Origin of the sequence: Streptomyces sp. NBC_01460 (assembly GCF_036227405.1) — a bacterium.
Lineage (GTDB): Bacteria > Actinomycetota > Actinomycetes > Streptomycetales > Streptomycetaceae > Streptomyces.
Genome location: NZ_CP109473.1, coordinates 62,366 through 75,942, shown reverse-complemented (window position 1 = coordinate 75,942; position 13,577 = coordinate 62,366). Strand labels below are relative to the sequence as shown.

Sequence of the window (13,577 nt, the reverse complement as noted above, 5' to 3'; positions counted from 1 at the left end):
CAGGAACGCGGTCCCCGAAGCACCATCCACGAAAGCCGAGGCGATCACCATGACTTCTCCCGTACTCACCCTGGTCCTGGGCGGAACCGGTAAGACCGGACGCCGTGTCGTTCGGCAGCTGACCGGTCGCGGCCACGTGGTCCGGATCGGCTCACGGTCCGGCGGAGTCCCCTTCGACTGGAACGACTCCACGACATGGCAGCCCGCTCTGGCCGGCGTGGACGCCGTCTACATCTCCTACCAGCCGGACCTCGCCGTCCCCGGCGCCCCCGAGGCGATCGGCGCCTTCGCCGAGCTCGCGGTACGGACCGGAGCACGCCGTCTGGTGCTGCTCTCCGGGCGCGGCGAGCCGGAGGCCGAGGCCTGCGAGAAGGCGCTGGCGGCCTCCGGCGCGGAGTGGACGGTCCTGCGTGCCTCGTTCTTCGCCCAGAACTTCAGCGAGGGCGACTTCCTCGGTCCGATCCTCGACGGGGAGCTCGCGCTGCCGGTCGGGGACGTCGAGGAGCCGTTCATCGATGCCGACGACATCGGCGAGGTCGCCGCCACGGTCCTCGCCGAAGGCGGGCACGAAGGCCGCACCTACGACCTGACCGGCCCCCGACTGCTCACCTTCGCGCAGGCCACGGCCGCGATCGGAGCGGCAACCGGCCGCGAGATCGGGTACGCCACGGTCCCCGCGGACGCCTACGCCGCCGAACTTGCCGCGCACGGCGTCCCCGCCGACGTCACCGACCTGCTGACCTACCTGTTCACGAGTGTCCTCGACGGCCGTAACGCGTATCTCGGCGACGGCGTCCGTCAGGTCCTCGGCCGGCCGGCCCGCGACTTCACCGACCACGTCGCCGAGGCCGCGGCCACCGGCGTCTGGACCCCCGAGGTCACCTCGTGAAGACTTTCCAGACCGGCGCCCTGCTCGCCTCCGTCATCGCCTCCGGCCTGATGGCGGGGCTCTTCGCAGCCTTCGCCTACGCCGTGATGCCGGGGCTGCGCAGTACCTCCGACCACACGCTCGTGGCGACGATGCAAGGCATCAACAAGTCGATCCTCAACCCCGTATTCATGCTTCCGTTCGTGGGGTCGATCCCGCTGATCGCCCTGGCGGTGTTCCTCGCCTGGCGCGGTCACGGGCGGCCGGCGTTGCCCTGGCTCATCGCCGCGCTCGTGCTCTACCTGATCGCGTTCGCGGTGACCGTCGCGGTCAACGTCCCGCTCAACGACCAGTTGGAGCGGGCCGGTGACCCGAACTCCATCGGAGACCTGGCCGCCGTCCGTGAACGGTTCGAGGCGGCCTGGGTCACCTGGAACATCGTGCGGGCGCTGCTGCACACGGCGGCCTTCGCCTGCCTGGTCTGGGCCCTGGTCCTATCCGGAGCGGACCGGATCCCCGCCGACCGGGCAGCAGCGCCCACCTCCCACGAGACCCGCGCCCTGCTCCGGACAGACCCCGGCCCCCTTACGCAGGACGGGCATGGAGCCGACCGCTGACACGCCTGCCGGGCGGGGGATTGGCGGTCTGAGAGCCCAGAACTCTGGGCGTTCCTGGAGTCCCTGCACTGCGGCGATATCCTGTCCGGCACCGTCGCGGCGATCGAGCGGTTCGGGGTTTTCGTGGCCCTGGACGATGGGCCTGCCCATCCCCTCTTCCCCGGTGTCGGGTTCATCGCCATCCCCGAGCTGTCCTGGCGGCGCTTCGATGATCCCACTGATGTTGTTCAGGTGGGGCAGCGTGTCTCGTGCGAGTTCATTGGGGCCGACACCCGCAACGCCGAAGCCAGACTGTCTTTGAAGGCACTGGAGCCCGACCCGTTCCAGGCTTTCGCCGACCGCACAGTGGTGGGTCAGGAATTCCGCGGGACGGTTGAGAAGGTGGTACCCATCGGCGTCTTCGTCGACCTCGGAGGCGGGATCGTCGGGTTGGTTCCCTTCAGAGAGATCGACGGCCGCCCGGCGGCGAGTCCGGCAGAGGACTTCGAGGTCGGAGAGCAGATCGCCGTCGTCGTCGCGGAAGTCGAGCTGCCAACCCGCCGGGTGTGTCTCGCCAGGCCAGGGAGTAGCCAGTACGCATGTGACCGGGATCCATAGATTGCGGATCTTGGCCGGTCTTCGATCCGGTCTTCCGGGACACGTGGGCGGCCTACCTCGAACACCGCTCCCTGCACCCCGCCCACGGCCCGGGCCTGCCGCTGACGGTACGGCCGGCCCAAGCGGTGGGAAACACCCTGCCCGCCGACCGCGTGTTCCATCCCAGCATCGACCTCCGCGACAAGCAGACCCTGGCCCTTCTGTCGGTAGGCGAGACCCCACAGGACCGACAAGCCGTCGCCCAGTAGGCCGCCGCCCTCGAACAGCCGCGTCGCACACAGCCCGGGCTGGTGGTGTGGTGAGCCTTGCCCTTGTCAGTGATCGCCGTCTGGGCGATCTTCAGGTCTGTGGTCCCGGAGCCGATCCGGAGCGGGCTCCGTCAACGCAATGCGTGAAGGCACCCGTTGGTGACTTTGCCGACCGGGTGCCCGCATGTCTTGTTGGAATCGGTCGACGACTGGCTGTAGTGGGCGGCCGGTGAACGGCGAAGGGATGACGATGAGCACTGCCCAGACGGAAGCCGATGGCGGGAGTTTCGTACCCGAGATCAGCACGGTCGCGGGAACCGGGGTTGCGGGGTTCAAGGGAGATAACGATCTGGCCGTCACGGCTCAGCTGAATCGTCCGTACGGCATCGCGCTGGACAGTGCCGGCAGCCTCTACTTCTCCGACTACAACAACCACCGGGTCCGAAAGATCAGCACTGACGGGAGGATCAGCACGGTCGCCGGCGCCGGTGCCGGCTACCGGGGCGACGACGGTCCTGCTGTCTCGGCCCTGCTGAATTGTCCGCGCGAGGTAGCGGTGGACGCTGCGGGCAGCGTCTACATCACCGATGCCGCCAATCACCGGGTCCGGGTGATCACCACGGATGGGAAGATCAACACAGTCACCGGAACGGGCACCGCGGGGTTCAGCGGTGACGGGGGCCCGGCCGCCAAGGCCCAGTTGAACTACCCGTTGGGGGTGGCGGTGGACAGCACCGGCACCCTCTACATTTCCGACCACGGCAACAACCGGGTTCGCAAGATCAGCGCGGACGGGAAAATCAGTACGGTTGCGGGAACCGGTGTAGCGGGATTCGGGGGAGACGATGGTCCAGCGGTTTCTGCTCAGCTGAATCGCCCGTATGCCTTGGCGGTGAACGACGCCGACATCCTGTACATCACCGACGGGAACAACCACCGCGTCCGCAAGGTCGCGGCCGATGGGACCATCAGCACGGTCGCCGGTAAGGGCACCGCGGGGTTCAGCGGTGACGGCGGCCCGGCGACCTCCGCACAGCTGAATCTGCCCCTGGGGGTCGTGGTGGACAGCGCCGGCACCCTCTACATCTCCGACTACAACAACCACCGCGTCCGGAAGGTGACGCCGGACGGGCAGATCACTACGCTCGCCGGCAAGGGCACCGCGGGTTTCGGCGGCGACGGCGGCCCGGCCGCAGCCGCCCAGCTGAACAACCCGTTCGGGCTCGCTGTGGACTGTGTCGGCACCCTCTACATCGCCGACCACGTCAACAACCGGATCCGGAAGATCGCGTCGGAGAAGATGGCCGGGCTGCCTGAGTCGGGGACCGTGGTCTCCTGGGCCAACGTGCGCAGCAGGCTGCGGATGGGGGTCCTGCGGGAGTCCACCAAGGACGGGGCCGAGATCCACCAGGCGCTTACCTCCCCCAGGGCTCACCAGAGGTGGCGGCTGATCGCGACAGGTCAGGACGACGGCGAGATTCTGTACCGGATCGAGAACGTGCGCAGCGGCAAGGTGCTGGAGGTCGTCGGGGGAGGCACCGTCGACGGGGCGGTGGTCGCGCAGCGTGCCTACGAGGGCAGTGACGCCGAGCACCAGCAGTGGAGGCTGATCCCGGTGGGTTCGGTGACCGACACCCCGCGGGTCTATGAGATCGCGAACCGCAACAGCGGTCTGCTGCTGCGCGTCGACACCAACGCCCCCACGGTGATCAAGCAGTACGGGGCGCAGGGCGACCATCGCGACCGGCAGTGGCAACTGCTCCCGGTGTGAACGCACGAGTGGTCAGGGGCGGCGACGCCCCTGACCACTCGGACCTGTGAACCTATTTGGGATCGGACGGCTTCTCGGCGGTGGCCTTGGGGGCCTTGGGAGGCTGCTCGGCCGTGGGCGAGGCCGGGGCGTCCGGTGCCTTGAAGTCGTCCCTCTTCGGCGCTTGCAGTCCCTCGTCCTTCTGCAGGTCGCCGCGTTGCGTCACCGTCTCACTGGACTTGTCCATGCCGGCGGCCGCGGCCGTGGACACCGAGCCGGGGTCCTGGGCGTAGGCGGCCTGGGTGCCGGCGGATGCCTGGGTGGTCTGGATGAAGGAGGCGAGGAAGCCCAGGATGGCGCGCGCTTCGGGCGCCTGCTCCTGCACGATCTTCGCCCGGTGGGAAGCACCGTGGATCCCGCTGGTGAACAGGCTCGTGGTCGTGTCGTCGTATGTGTCGTCGTCGGCGTCCTCGAAGTCGACGCCCGCTCCCGGGTGCGGCTTGTCGCGGTCGGTGGTCACCGAGAAGAGCCCCGCGCCCGTTCCGGCGGAGTCGAAGACGTTTTTGAACACCATGGTCGTCACCTCTTGTCGTTGTGGCGGCGCCGCCCGCCGGTCACGGCTGCTTGTACAGGTCTCGTTCGCTGTCAGTGAGGCTCTCGCCGTCGAACATCGTGTGGTGGACCTCCAGGGCGGAGACGACCTCGGCCAGCCCCTTCATGCGGAAACCACCGCCGGCCAGGTCGAGGTCGGCGATGTCGCGGGCGACCAGCTCGTCGAGCCCGGGGTAGTCCGCCTGCTGCGGGGGAGACAGGACGGCCACCGGCGCGGCGTACTTCACCGCGAGGAGCCCGGAGAAGGTCACCGGGATCTCGTAGGTGTACTGCTTGAGGGCACGGCGCTGCGTGACGATGGTCTCCACGCGGGAGCCCGGCGGGACCGTGCCGGAGATCTGCGATTTCGAAGCCCAGCCGGTGGACAAGGATCCGCCGACGGAGGCCGCGATGCCCTGGGCCAGCGCGGCATTGAGACCCGCGGTGCCGGAGGCGCTGCCCGTGGTGGTGAAGTCCACCGAGCCGGTCATCGTGGCCGAGGCGGAGTTCGTCATCCCGTTGGTCACCGCCGTGTCCACGGTGTTGGCGTTGTCCACGCCCACGCTGTCCTTGCTGTTCTTGTTGGTCATCGTGTTGGCGTTCTTGTTCGCCATCTCGTTCTTGAGTTGCGTCCCCAGCTGTCCCTGCAGGTTCAGGCCGAGCTTGTTCTGGAGCTGGAGCTGGAGCTGGGCGCTGATGTTGCCGCCGAAGGTGAGCTTGGAGTCTCCCGAGAGTGACCAGGTGGCCCCGTTCGACACGGTGAAGTCGACGGAGTCGGTGAAGTTCATCGGGGACTGGCTGCGGTTGACGTAGGTACGCGAGGAGAACGTGTCGGGCGGGGGCTGGGTGATGTTGCGCCGCTCCTCGATCAGCGGCTCTCCGAGGTTCATGTAGGCGAGCCAGCCCAGCGCGTAGGCGGAGCCGGTGAATGCGCCGAAGCTCGACTTGTTCACGGAGAACCCGACGGGCTTGTGCCGTACACCGTATTCATCGACGTAGACCAGGTTGGGGTGATCCAGGATGGACTGCCAGGTCTGCTCGATGTTGAGTTCCCGCAGGTTCTTCTTCGTCAGCGGCTGGCGCTTGGCCCGTTCCAGGTTGTACGCGTTGGAAGGCAATTTCTGTCCTCGACTGATCTGGCCGAAACCGCACTCGGTGAAATGGCAAAAAAAGGAAATCTGCACACGCTCCGGCAAGCGAAGCTAGCAGGGCCCCATCATCCCGAGGAAGCGTCTCCGCGTATCGCACTCAAACGGGTGATCAAGAAATTGCGGCAGCTCTGATCACCCGATCGATGACCTTCCGGCACCTCCCCTTAGCGCCCTGACCTCGAAAGTTGCCGCTTTGGGTGTATTTACTCCGATCATGCATTCGCTTATGAAGTCGAATTGATCGCGCACGGTGGAGCGTCCGGTAATGGTGCGTGATAAATAATTTCGCTGAGCGCCTGAGGCGTTGTTCTCCACATCAAGAACAGGTGAGGTTTCCGCGATGTACACCCAAGAACGCACGGCAATGGCGAATTTGGTGGTCGGCGGTCCGGTGGCGGTGAACAGCTACGACAACGCCATCGTGGCCGCGCTGGTCGAGAACCGGCCGGTCATGCTCGTCCACGCCTTCAACGGCGGATATCTGCGGCCTGCAGAACTGGCGGCGAGCAGCCACGACAAGGGCGTCAAGCTGGCCACCGCGCTCGACCCGGCCACCAAGGACGCGCAGGGCCACCTCTGGCACATCACCCCCGGCGGCTTCTTCGGGCAGCGCCCGCTGTACCTCATCGAGAGCGCCGCGGGCCAGGTGGCGCCCCCGCCCGCCGGCGCGGCCGACGCGGATGCCGGTCGCGGCGACGACGGAACGCCGAAGCCGCAGCGCAGGCGCGTCACCGTCCACCAGGACGCCCCGCAGAGTACGGCCGACACCCTGCAGGTGGGCCTGCCCGCCAAGGTGGGCGACAAATGGCGCGGGAAGAACGGTGCGGTGGAGGACACCCAGCTGTGGATCGTCACGGTGACACCGTGGGGCGGGATCACCTTCGTGCCGATCACCCACCCCGACGCCATCCTCGGGTTCAAAGACCACACGGTGGCGAAGGACAGTGAAGCGCGGCTCACCTACAACTGGGGCGGGGACTTCACCGGGACGGTCATCAACACCTTCTACCCGCGGTTGCCCAACGAGTGGGACGTCCCCTACCACCACGTCTTCACGTGATCCGCAGCCACCATCACGCCACACCCGTCCCGAGCCGTCGCACCAACCGCCCGGAAGAGGCACCACGATGCCCGTGCCCACGCAAGAACTGAAGCTGGAGATCATCAACGCCGCCACAGGGCAGCCCCTCGGCACCAGGGCAGTACCGGGCGCGGACGGGGCACTCGTCGTCCGCGACTACCCCGAGGGCGGCCCGAGCCCGCAACAGTGGCAGTTCGCCCCCGCCCCGGGCGCGCAGGAAGATCCGGAGTATGTGATCCGCAACGCGGTCAGCGGCAAGGTGCTCGACAACCCCGCCGCCGCGGACCGCGGCGTCCGCCAGTGGGACGCCGCAGCCAACAAGAAGAGCCAGCAGTGGCACCTTGTCCCCGTCGAGGGTGAAGCGGGCCTCTACCTCATCGAGGGCACGGTCGACGGAACCGTTCTCGACCTCGCCGAACCCGGCCCTGACGACACCCGAATTGTCCTTGGCGAGTACGACGACAGTGCGCAGAGCCAGCGATGGCGCCTTGTGCCGGCCAAGCCCGAGCGCACCAGCGACCTGGTGCTGCACTGGGCTACGCTGAGCCACTGGAACAGCCGACAGTCCTGGCGTCTGGCCCACGACAAGACCGCCCTGCGGCCGACGGCCGACGCGACGCCTTCCTTCAGCAACGTACTGCTGGTCCTGGACAAGTTCGGCAGCGACCAGGTCGCCGGAGGGTGGAAGCCCGTCAACTCCGGCCCCTGCCCTGCTGGACAGCCGGGCTGGTGGGCGGGGCTCGGTGAACGGTTCCTCGCTGACACCACCAAGTCAGGGCGCGCTGACATCGTCGGGCTCAAACCCGCGAAGGGCGCAGTGACCTCCTCCAGCCGAGGGGACGGGACCTTCGACGACGAGGAACGGGTTCTACACCCGCCCACGTCCTCCGCAAGTCCCAAGGATCTGTGGACCCTCGCGGACCTCAACGGCGAGAGCCGTCCCGGTGTCATCGTGCTCGCCGCCGAAGGCGTCCGGGTGTCCGCCCAGGACGAGGGCGGCACGTTCACGCCCGCGGGCGGCAAACTGGCCCTGAAGGCCTTCGGCCACGGCCCGCAGGCCGGCAGCTGGCTCGCCGACAAGCACCCCCGTTTCCTCGCCGACACCACCGGCGACGGCAGGCTCGACATCGTCGGCTGCCACGACGACGGCCTCTGGGTCTCCCTCCAGGACGAAGAAGGAAAGTTCACGCCGCTCGCCGGCGAACCCGCACTCCGGGCCTTCGGCCACAGCGAGGAAGCCGGCGGCTGGCTTATCGACAAGCACCCCCGTTTCCTCGCCGACACCACCGGCGACGGCAGGCTCGACATCGTCGGCTGCCACGACGACGGCCTCTGGGTCTCCCTCCAGGACGAAGAAGGGGCATTCGCCGAACCTCTCTACGTCCTCGACGACTTCGGTGTCGACCAGGGATGGAGCTCCATCAATGAACACCCCCGGTTCCTGATCAAAACCACCAGCGACGGCGTACCGGACATCGTCGGCTTCGGCCCGCAAGGTGTGGTCGTCGCCCGCGGGCGCGGCGACGGCACGTTCGAGCCCGCCCGGCTCGTCCTGAACGACTACGGGCAAGCCCAGGGATGGACGGGCGAGAAGCACCCCCGGCTCCTCGCCGACGTCACCGGCGACAAGAACCCCGACATCATCGGCTTCGGCAACGAGGGTGTCTGGGTATCGCACAACAACGGCGACGGCAGCTTCGAACGAGCCCAGCTGGTGTGCCGCGGCTTCGGATACAACGAGGACGCAGGCGGCTGGCGGGTAGACCGCCACTCCCGCTTCCTGGCCGACATCACCGGCGACGGACGCGTCGATATCGTCGGCTTCGGCGGCCCGGGCGTACACGTCGCCCGCAACCTCTTCCGCCGCTTCAGGACCAGATAGCCCCCGAGAAAGCAAACGACCCACGACGGCACATGCGCTCAGCGCGCGCTGGAACGCGTGCCCATGATGGGCCACGCAAGCGCCTGCTCCTGCAGGACCGGCCTTCCACGCCTGGTCTGCTTGGTCGTGGGTGAAGTCCGTCTGATATCGACGCCGCTCTCGAAGGCGTGCTGGCACACCCGGGTCACGCACCCGACAACCTGAGCGCGCCACACGGCGAACGGCGCCAACTGGCGCGCTCAGTTACAGCCCTGGACTGGTGGCTCGGGGCTGCGGTCACTCTCCGCCCGGAACCGTGCGTGATGAAGGCAGGGTCTTGCTGCGCCGCCAGAGCTCTACGTTGAGATCAAGAAGCTGGTATATCCGTGCCCACGCGATCACCTCCGACGCTGCCGTAGAGGTGATCGCCGACTTCAAGGAGCGAAGAGCCCTCGCCTCAGCGCGATCAGATCGCGGTCGTCATCGTCGAGGAAGGAGAACCGCTCCAGCTCCGGGCGCGCGGGTGCCTCGGGGGCGTAGACGCTCGTCAACGGACCGGTGGCGTTGTCCGACCACGCGGTGGCGTAGCTGCGGAAGAACCGGATGCTGCTGCGGGGCGTCTCGCTGGCCCGGACGATCTCCACAGCGGTTGCGCTTGTCGCGCTGTGGCCACGTTTGCCAACAAGCTTCCTGGTTTGCCAATTGCACAGCGTCGTCACACTCAGTCACACGTGCTGTGACCGTGCACGATAGTTGGCCCAGACGGTCAGGTCCGCGCTCACCACGGGGGATCCCGTAGACGTCCCGACAAGTCAGGGTGTGGGCGAGGCCTCGGTGAGTGCCATCCAGTCCAGGACCGTCTCTTGGTGCGAGCCGCTCGCCGTACTTGCAGCCACGGCTTCAGCGTCCTTGGCGGAGCACGGCGTCCCTGCCCGGGTGAGCAGTACGAGTGGCCAAGCGGGGCCCTCGCCGGCTGGTTCTTCGTCGAAGGCAGTCCAGTCCCAGGGGCCGTCGAACCGCCATGCCCGGCCTGCGATGTCGGCGACTTCGTCGCCCACCTGGAGAGATGCGTATGGCCGCACCAGCAGTTCGAAGGTGAAGGGGATCCCGTCGCCGGAGTGGATGGTGTACCCCGAGCCATTGAGATGGCTCTCATCCGGGAACTCGCGATAGGACTGACCTCGGGGCAGCACGGTCACGGTCTGGGTGGGATGCGGCAGCCAGGCCGTCTCCAGCGGGGGGTCGTGGTGGTCGACGGCCGTTACGTGCACCACGGTGGGCGGCACGCCGACGCGGCAGAGGTCTCCGGCCTTCAGCTGTTCGGGCGGAGGGTCCGTTCTGAACAGCTCAGGCTCCGCCTCAGACGCAATGCTGCCGTCGTTGTCCACGCCGAGGGCGACGATTCCGTTCCAGTGCGCGAACTCGTTGCTGCTGTCGATTTCCCACCACGGCCATCGCACCGACACGTGATCCCACGTGACACCCTGCTCGACGGTCGTGACCGTGAAGGGGCACGCGACGGACAGCACGTCACCGACCCGGAAGTCCCCTTCATCAGTCATTCGGCCAGGGTAGTCGGGTCCTCTCGGAGCTCTGCCGCGTGTCAGTCGGTGATCTCTACCGCTTCCGGCTTTGGGAAGGTCATGACATCCCACCCCATGGGCCAGCCGTGCGTACTTCGCTGGGCGGTCTCGGCTTCAAGGCGCCGCGGCACACGCCGCAGCCACCATTGTCCCTCTTGGTCATCCCGACCCGGCCAGCCCACGGTGGTGGCGTGGAACCTGCGGTCGATCTCATCAAGTTCAGGCTGACGGATGGCACGGACTCGTGGCGGCAGCAGACGCCAGATCTGGGCCAACGCGGTGCGACATTCTAGATCGTTTAAGAGTTCTGGAGCCGACCATCCGTAGCCCTCCTCGACCTCGTGCACCAGCTCGTTCCACTGCTCAAGAAGCGCGTTGAGTGTCCGGAGCTGCCCAGATCCCCTGGCCCCAGCCACGGTGCGGACAGCCGCATGCACCGCCTCCCAGTCCTGTCTCGACGAGCCGCTTGTAGTCGGCGGGCAGAGCCAGACCGAGGGTGCGCTCGGCCTGCGCCCGGTCCACTGCGGATGGCGGATTGGCCGGCGGCGGGCAGAGGCGGACGAGCGCATCGAGGGTGACCATGGATCGGACGCCACCGGGACACCAGCCGTTTCCGGGGGAGGGCCGACAGGCCGGGCGAAGATCGGCAGCGGAACCCGGCCCAGGTACCGCTCGCCGGGGTGGAGACCTCGGCACGCCGGGTGCTGCGTCTGTCGGGTGGTCGATGAGCGCGCACTTGGCCGGTTGGGCCACCGACAGCATCCAGTCACAACACCACTATGCCTGTGCACGGCAGTTGGCCTGCTTGGACAACTACGGTGCTCAGCCTTGGACGGGAAACGTCAGGGATGTAGGTTCCGCAGTTTCGTGAGCGCTTCTTCGTCATCATGAGCACCGATCGAGCATTTCCGCGTGATCATGAGCAGCGGTAACGTTCCGTAGCGGTCACGGGCGTCAACGATCTCCTGGTTCGGGCGGTGCGCTCGCTTCGCACCAGGACCCGGCTCCTGGACATCGAGGACGGGCTCATCGTCCGGCGCGGGCCGCTGCCAGAAGGCGCTCACCCTGGTTCGAGTGGGCCGAGCCGGTGGTCGAGCGCGGCGCCGACCTCGGGGCAGTTCTTTCGGATGACGTCGAGGAAGGCGTTCAGCGCGGGGGAACGGTCCCGGGCACTGAAGGACAGGACCAGATCGGGCAGAGGCGTGCGCGGGGTCACCTCGCAGAACCACGTGCCCCGCCGTGGGGCCGTCAGCATGCGAGAGGGTCCCAGACCGACGCCCACTCCGCAGGCGGCGAGGCCGATGATGGTGTGGATGTCCCTCGCGGGGGTCGCGCCGGAGAGCGCCGGGGAGTCCTTGCCCAGGAGGGCCTGCAGCCCGGTGACAACGGCCGGCTCGTTCTCTCCCGGCGCAACAATCAGCGGCTGTCGCCGCAGCTGGTCCACGTCCACCGACGACTGACCCGCGTACGGGTGCGTGCTGCTCACGACCGCGACCAGGTGGTCGTGTCCGATCGGGACAGATACCAGCTGCTCGGCCCCTACGCCCCTGGCCGGCCGAGGCCGATTGCCACGTCCAGATCGCCGGCGACGAGCGCGGCCGTGCTGCGCCTGGTCGCCATCTCGTGCAGTTCCAGCCGGACGTCGGGCCGTTCGCGGCCGAACCGGCCGAGGACGTCCGGCAGGGGTTCGAGCAGCGCCGAGGCAATGAACCCCAGGCGCAGCTGTCCCGTCTCGCCGCGTGCTGCCCTGGCTGCGTCGACCGAGGCCGCCGCGATCTCGTCGAGCGCCCTGCGCGCCCTGGAGAGGAAGGCCGCGCCCGCAGCCGTCGGAAACACCCCCTGGCGGGTGCGATCGAACAAGCGGGCGCCCACTTCCCGTTCCAGGTCGGCGATCTGCTTGGACAGCGGAGGCTGCGCGATGCCCAGCGCACCGGCCGCCCGGCCGAAGTGGGCGCGCTCCGCGAGGGTCAGTGCATACCGCAGGTGCCGCGCCTCCATGTCAGCCTCTCAGTCGTACCTCACATGTATCGCCGAACAGCCTGTCAGATCTTTCACTGGATGATCGGGGTCGGGTCGCGTGGAATGCGGTCATGACCGATTCTTCCTCCACAGACACCGTCTTCGTCTTCGTGCACGGCGCCTGGCACGGCTCCGGCCAGTGGGCGGCGACGCAGCGCGCACTCGCCGCCCTCGGTGCCGCGAGCATGGCCATCGACCTGCCGGGGCACGGCTTCGACGCGCCACTGCCCACCGGATACCTCCAGCCGGGACAACCGGGCCTGTTGACCGAGAAGACCGCGCTCGCCACCGTGACGATGGACGACAGCGCCGAGGCCGTCCTTGACACGCTGCGCCAGGCCCGCCACCACCGTCGCGTCGTGCTTGTCGCGCACAGCGCGGGCGGCGGCCCCGCGTCCTTGGCTGCCGAGCGCGCACCCGAACTCGTCGACGAGATCGTCTACCTTTCGGCCTTCGTGCCCGCCGGACGGCCCCGGTTCTTCGACTATCTCGGCTCACCCGAGAACGCCACGGCACGGGGCCAGAGCCTCAACCTCGGTGACCCCGAAGAACTGGGCGCCGTGCGCATCAACCCGCTCTCGCAGGATCCCGCCTACATCAAGGAACTGCGGCAGACTCACTACCACGACACTGCTCCGGACCGCTTCGACCGCTGGCGCTCGGCACTGAGCCCCGATCTGCCGCTGGCGATCCCGACCACCCCGGTCACCGTGACTCCACAACGCTGGGGGCGTGTCCCCCGGACCTTCCTGCGCTGCGCGGACGATCGGGCGCTGCCGACGGCCGTGCAGGATCTGATGATCGCGGAAGCCGATCGGGCCATGCCCGGCAACCCGTTCACCGTGCGCACCCTCCCGGGCAGCCACAGCCCGTTCGCCTCCCGGCCCCGTGAGCTCGCCGCGGTCGTGCTGCCGTGAGCGGCGGACGCCTCGTGCTGCCGGTGGTGCTCAGCGCCACTTTTGTGCAACTGCTCAAGGTCACTGTCGCCCAGGTGACTGCGCCGGCGATCCAGACCGGCCTGGGCGCTGGTCCCGGCGCCGTGCAACTGGTCCTCGCCGGATACACCCTGACGTACGCGTGCCTGCTCATCCCCGCCGCACGGCTGGGCGACCGGTACGGCTACCGCCGGCTGTTCGTGGCGGGCACCGTGGTCTTCACCGCGGGTTAGCTGGCCGGCGCGTGTGCCCCCGACACCGCATCGCTGATCATTG

General features: G+C 67.9%; 13 protein-coding genes and 1 pseudogene. 8 read left to right on the top strand and 6 right to left on the bottom strand.

Annotated elements, in window-relative coordinates; genetic code table 11:
* The first annotated feature begins 49 nt into the window (after positions 1–49).
* From OG488_RS00325 to OG488_RS00310, 4 genes are all read left to right on the top strand, one after another.
* Positions 50–889 carry an NAD(P)H-binding protein gene (locus tag OG488_RS00325; RefSeq protein WP_329224755.1) on the top strand — a complete coding sequence of 280 codons (840 nt, stop codon included), beginning with the start codon at positions 50–52 and terminating at the stop codon, positions 887–889.
* Complete coding sequence (locus tag OG488_RS00320; RefSeq protein WP_329224753.1) at positions 886–1,485, top strand: anthrone oxygenase family protein; 600 nt, start codon at positions 886–888, stop codon at positions 1,483–1,485. Before OG488_RS00325 ends, OG488_RS00320 begins: the two co-directional genes overlap by 4 nt.
* A gap of 54 nt (positions 1,486–1,539) precedes the next feature.
* The gene (locus OG488_RS00315) at positions 1,540–2,082 is read left to right on the top strand and encodes a S1 RNA-binding domain-containing protein (RefSeq protein ID WP_329238309.1); all 543 of its coding nucleotides are present in this window, start codon (positions 1,540–1,542) and stop codon (positions 2,080–2,082) included.
* A gap of 498 nt (positions 2,083–2,580) precedes the next feature.
* The gene (locus OG488_RS00310; RefSeq protein WP_329224750.1) at positions 2,581–4,101 is read left to right on the top strand and encodes an NHL domain-containing protein; all 1,521 of its coding nucleotides are present in this window, start codon (positions 2,581–2,583) and stop codon (positions 4,099–4,101) included.
* A gap of 52 nt (positions 4,102–4,153) precedes the next feature.
* Here OG488_RS00310 and OG488_RS00305 read toward each other — a convergent pair whose 3' ends face one another.
* Together OG488_RS00305 and OG488_RS00300 are read right to left on the bottom strand one after the other, a co-directional pair.
* On the bottom strand, positions 4,154–4,654 hold the full coding sequence (locus tag OG488_RS00305; protein ID WP_329224748.1) for a hypothetical protein: 501 nt from the start codon (positions 4,652–4,654) through the stop codon (positions 4,154–4,156).
* A 40-nt stretch (positions 4,655–4,694) separates the two neighbouring features.
* Positions 4,695–5,789 (bottom strand): hypothetical protein, encoded by a 1,095-nt coding sequence (locus OG488_RS00300; RefSeq protein ID WP_329224746.1) that lies wholly within the window; start codon positions 5,787–5,789, stop codon positions 4,695–4,697.
* Positions 5,790–6,162: 373 nt separating this feature from the next.
* Between OG488_RS00300 and OG488_RS00295 the strand changes: the two genes are divergently transcribed.
* On the top strand, positions 6,163–6,882 hold the full coding sequence (locus tag OG488_RS00295) for a hypothetical protein (RefSeq protein ID WP_329224744.1): 720 nt from the start codon (positions 6,163–6,165) through the stop codon (positions 6,880–6,882).
* Positions 6,883–6,949: 67 nt separating this feature from the next.
* A complete protein-coding gene (locus tag OG488_RS00290; protein WP_329224742.1) occupies positions 6,950–8,785 on the top strand; it encodes an FG-GAP-like repeat-containing protein in 1,836 nt (611 codons plus the stop codon).
* A 413-nt stretch (positions 8,786–9,198) separates the two neighbouring features.
* Here the strand turns inward: OG488_RS00290 and OG488_RS00285 are convergent, their stop codons facing one another.
* From OG488_RS00285 to OG488_RS00270, 4 genes and pseudogenes are all read right to left on the bottom strand, one after another.
* Positions 9,199–9,408 (bottom strand): hypothetical protein, encoded by a 210-nt coding sequence (locus OG488_RS00285; protein WP_329224740.1) that lies wholly within the window; start codon positions 9,406–9,408, stop codon positions 9,199–9,201.
* A 168-nt stretch (positions 9,409–9,576) separates the two neighbouring features.
* Entirely contained in the window at positions 9,577–10,326 is a 750-nt protein-coding gene (locus OG488_RS00280; RefSeq protein WP_329224738.1) for a hypothetical protein, read from the bottom strand.
* A 41-nt stretch (positions 10,327–10,367) separates the two neighbouring features.
* Positions 10,368–10,694 carry a hypothetical protein gene (locus tag OG488_RS00275; protein ID WP_329224736.1) on the bottom strand — a complete coding sequence of 109 codons (327 nt, stop codon included), beginning with the start codon at positions 10,692–10,694 and terminating at the stop codon, positions 10,368–10,370.
* 713 nt (positions 10,695–11,407) lie between these two features.
* A pseudogene (locus OG488_RS00270) lies at positions 11,408–12,345 on the bottom strand (LysR family transcriptional regulator).
* A gap of 92 nt (positions 12,346–12,437) precedes the next feature.
* Here OG488_RS00270 and OG488_RS00265 point away from each other — a divergent pair.
* Both OG488_RS00265 and OG488_RS00260 read left to right on the top strand, forming a co-directional pair.
* Entirely contained in the window at positions 12,438–13,283 is an 846-nt protein-coding gene (locus OG488_RS00265; protein WP_329224734.1) for an alpha/beta hydrolase, read from the top strand.
* Entirely contained in the window at positions 13,280–13,534 is a 255-nt protein-coding gene (locus tag OG488_RS00260) for an MFS transporter (protein ID WP_329224732.1), read from the top strand. The genes OG488_RS00265 and OG488_RS00260 overlap by 4 nt, the downstream gene beginning before the upstream one ends.
* Positions 13,535–13,577 lie beyond the last annotated feature (43 nt).

Bases quoted from the DNA above. Each gene is read 5' to 3' on its own strand.
- OG488_RS00325 (WP_329224755.1), top strand. From the start codon at position 50: ATGACTTCTCCCGTACTCACCCTGGTCCTGGGCGGAACCGGTAAGACC.
- OG488_RS00310 (WP_329224750.1), top strand. From the start codon at position 2,581: ATGAGCACTGCCCAGACGGAAGCCGATGGCGGGAGTTTCGTACCCGAG.
- OG488_RS00305 (WP_329224748.1), bottom strand. From the start codon at position 4,654: ATGGTGTTCAAAAACGTCTTCGACTCCGCCGGAACGGGCGCGGGGCTC.
- OG488_RS00295 (WP_329224744.1), top strand. From the start codon at position 6,163: ATGTACACCCAAGAACGCACGGCAATGGCGAATTTGGTGGTCGGCGGT.
- OG488_RS00290 (WP_329224742.1), top strand. From the start codon at position 6,950: ATGCCCGTGCCCACGCAAGAACTGAAGCTGGAGATCATCAACGCCGCC.
- OG488_RS00280 (WP_329224738.1), bottom strand. From the start codon at position 10,326: ATGACTGATGAAGGGGACTTCCGGGTCGGTGACGTGCTGTCCGTCGCG.
- OG488_RS00265 (WP_329224734.1), top strand. From the start codon at position 12,438: ATGACCGATTCTTCCTCCACAGACACCGTCTTCGTCTTCGTGCACGGC.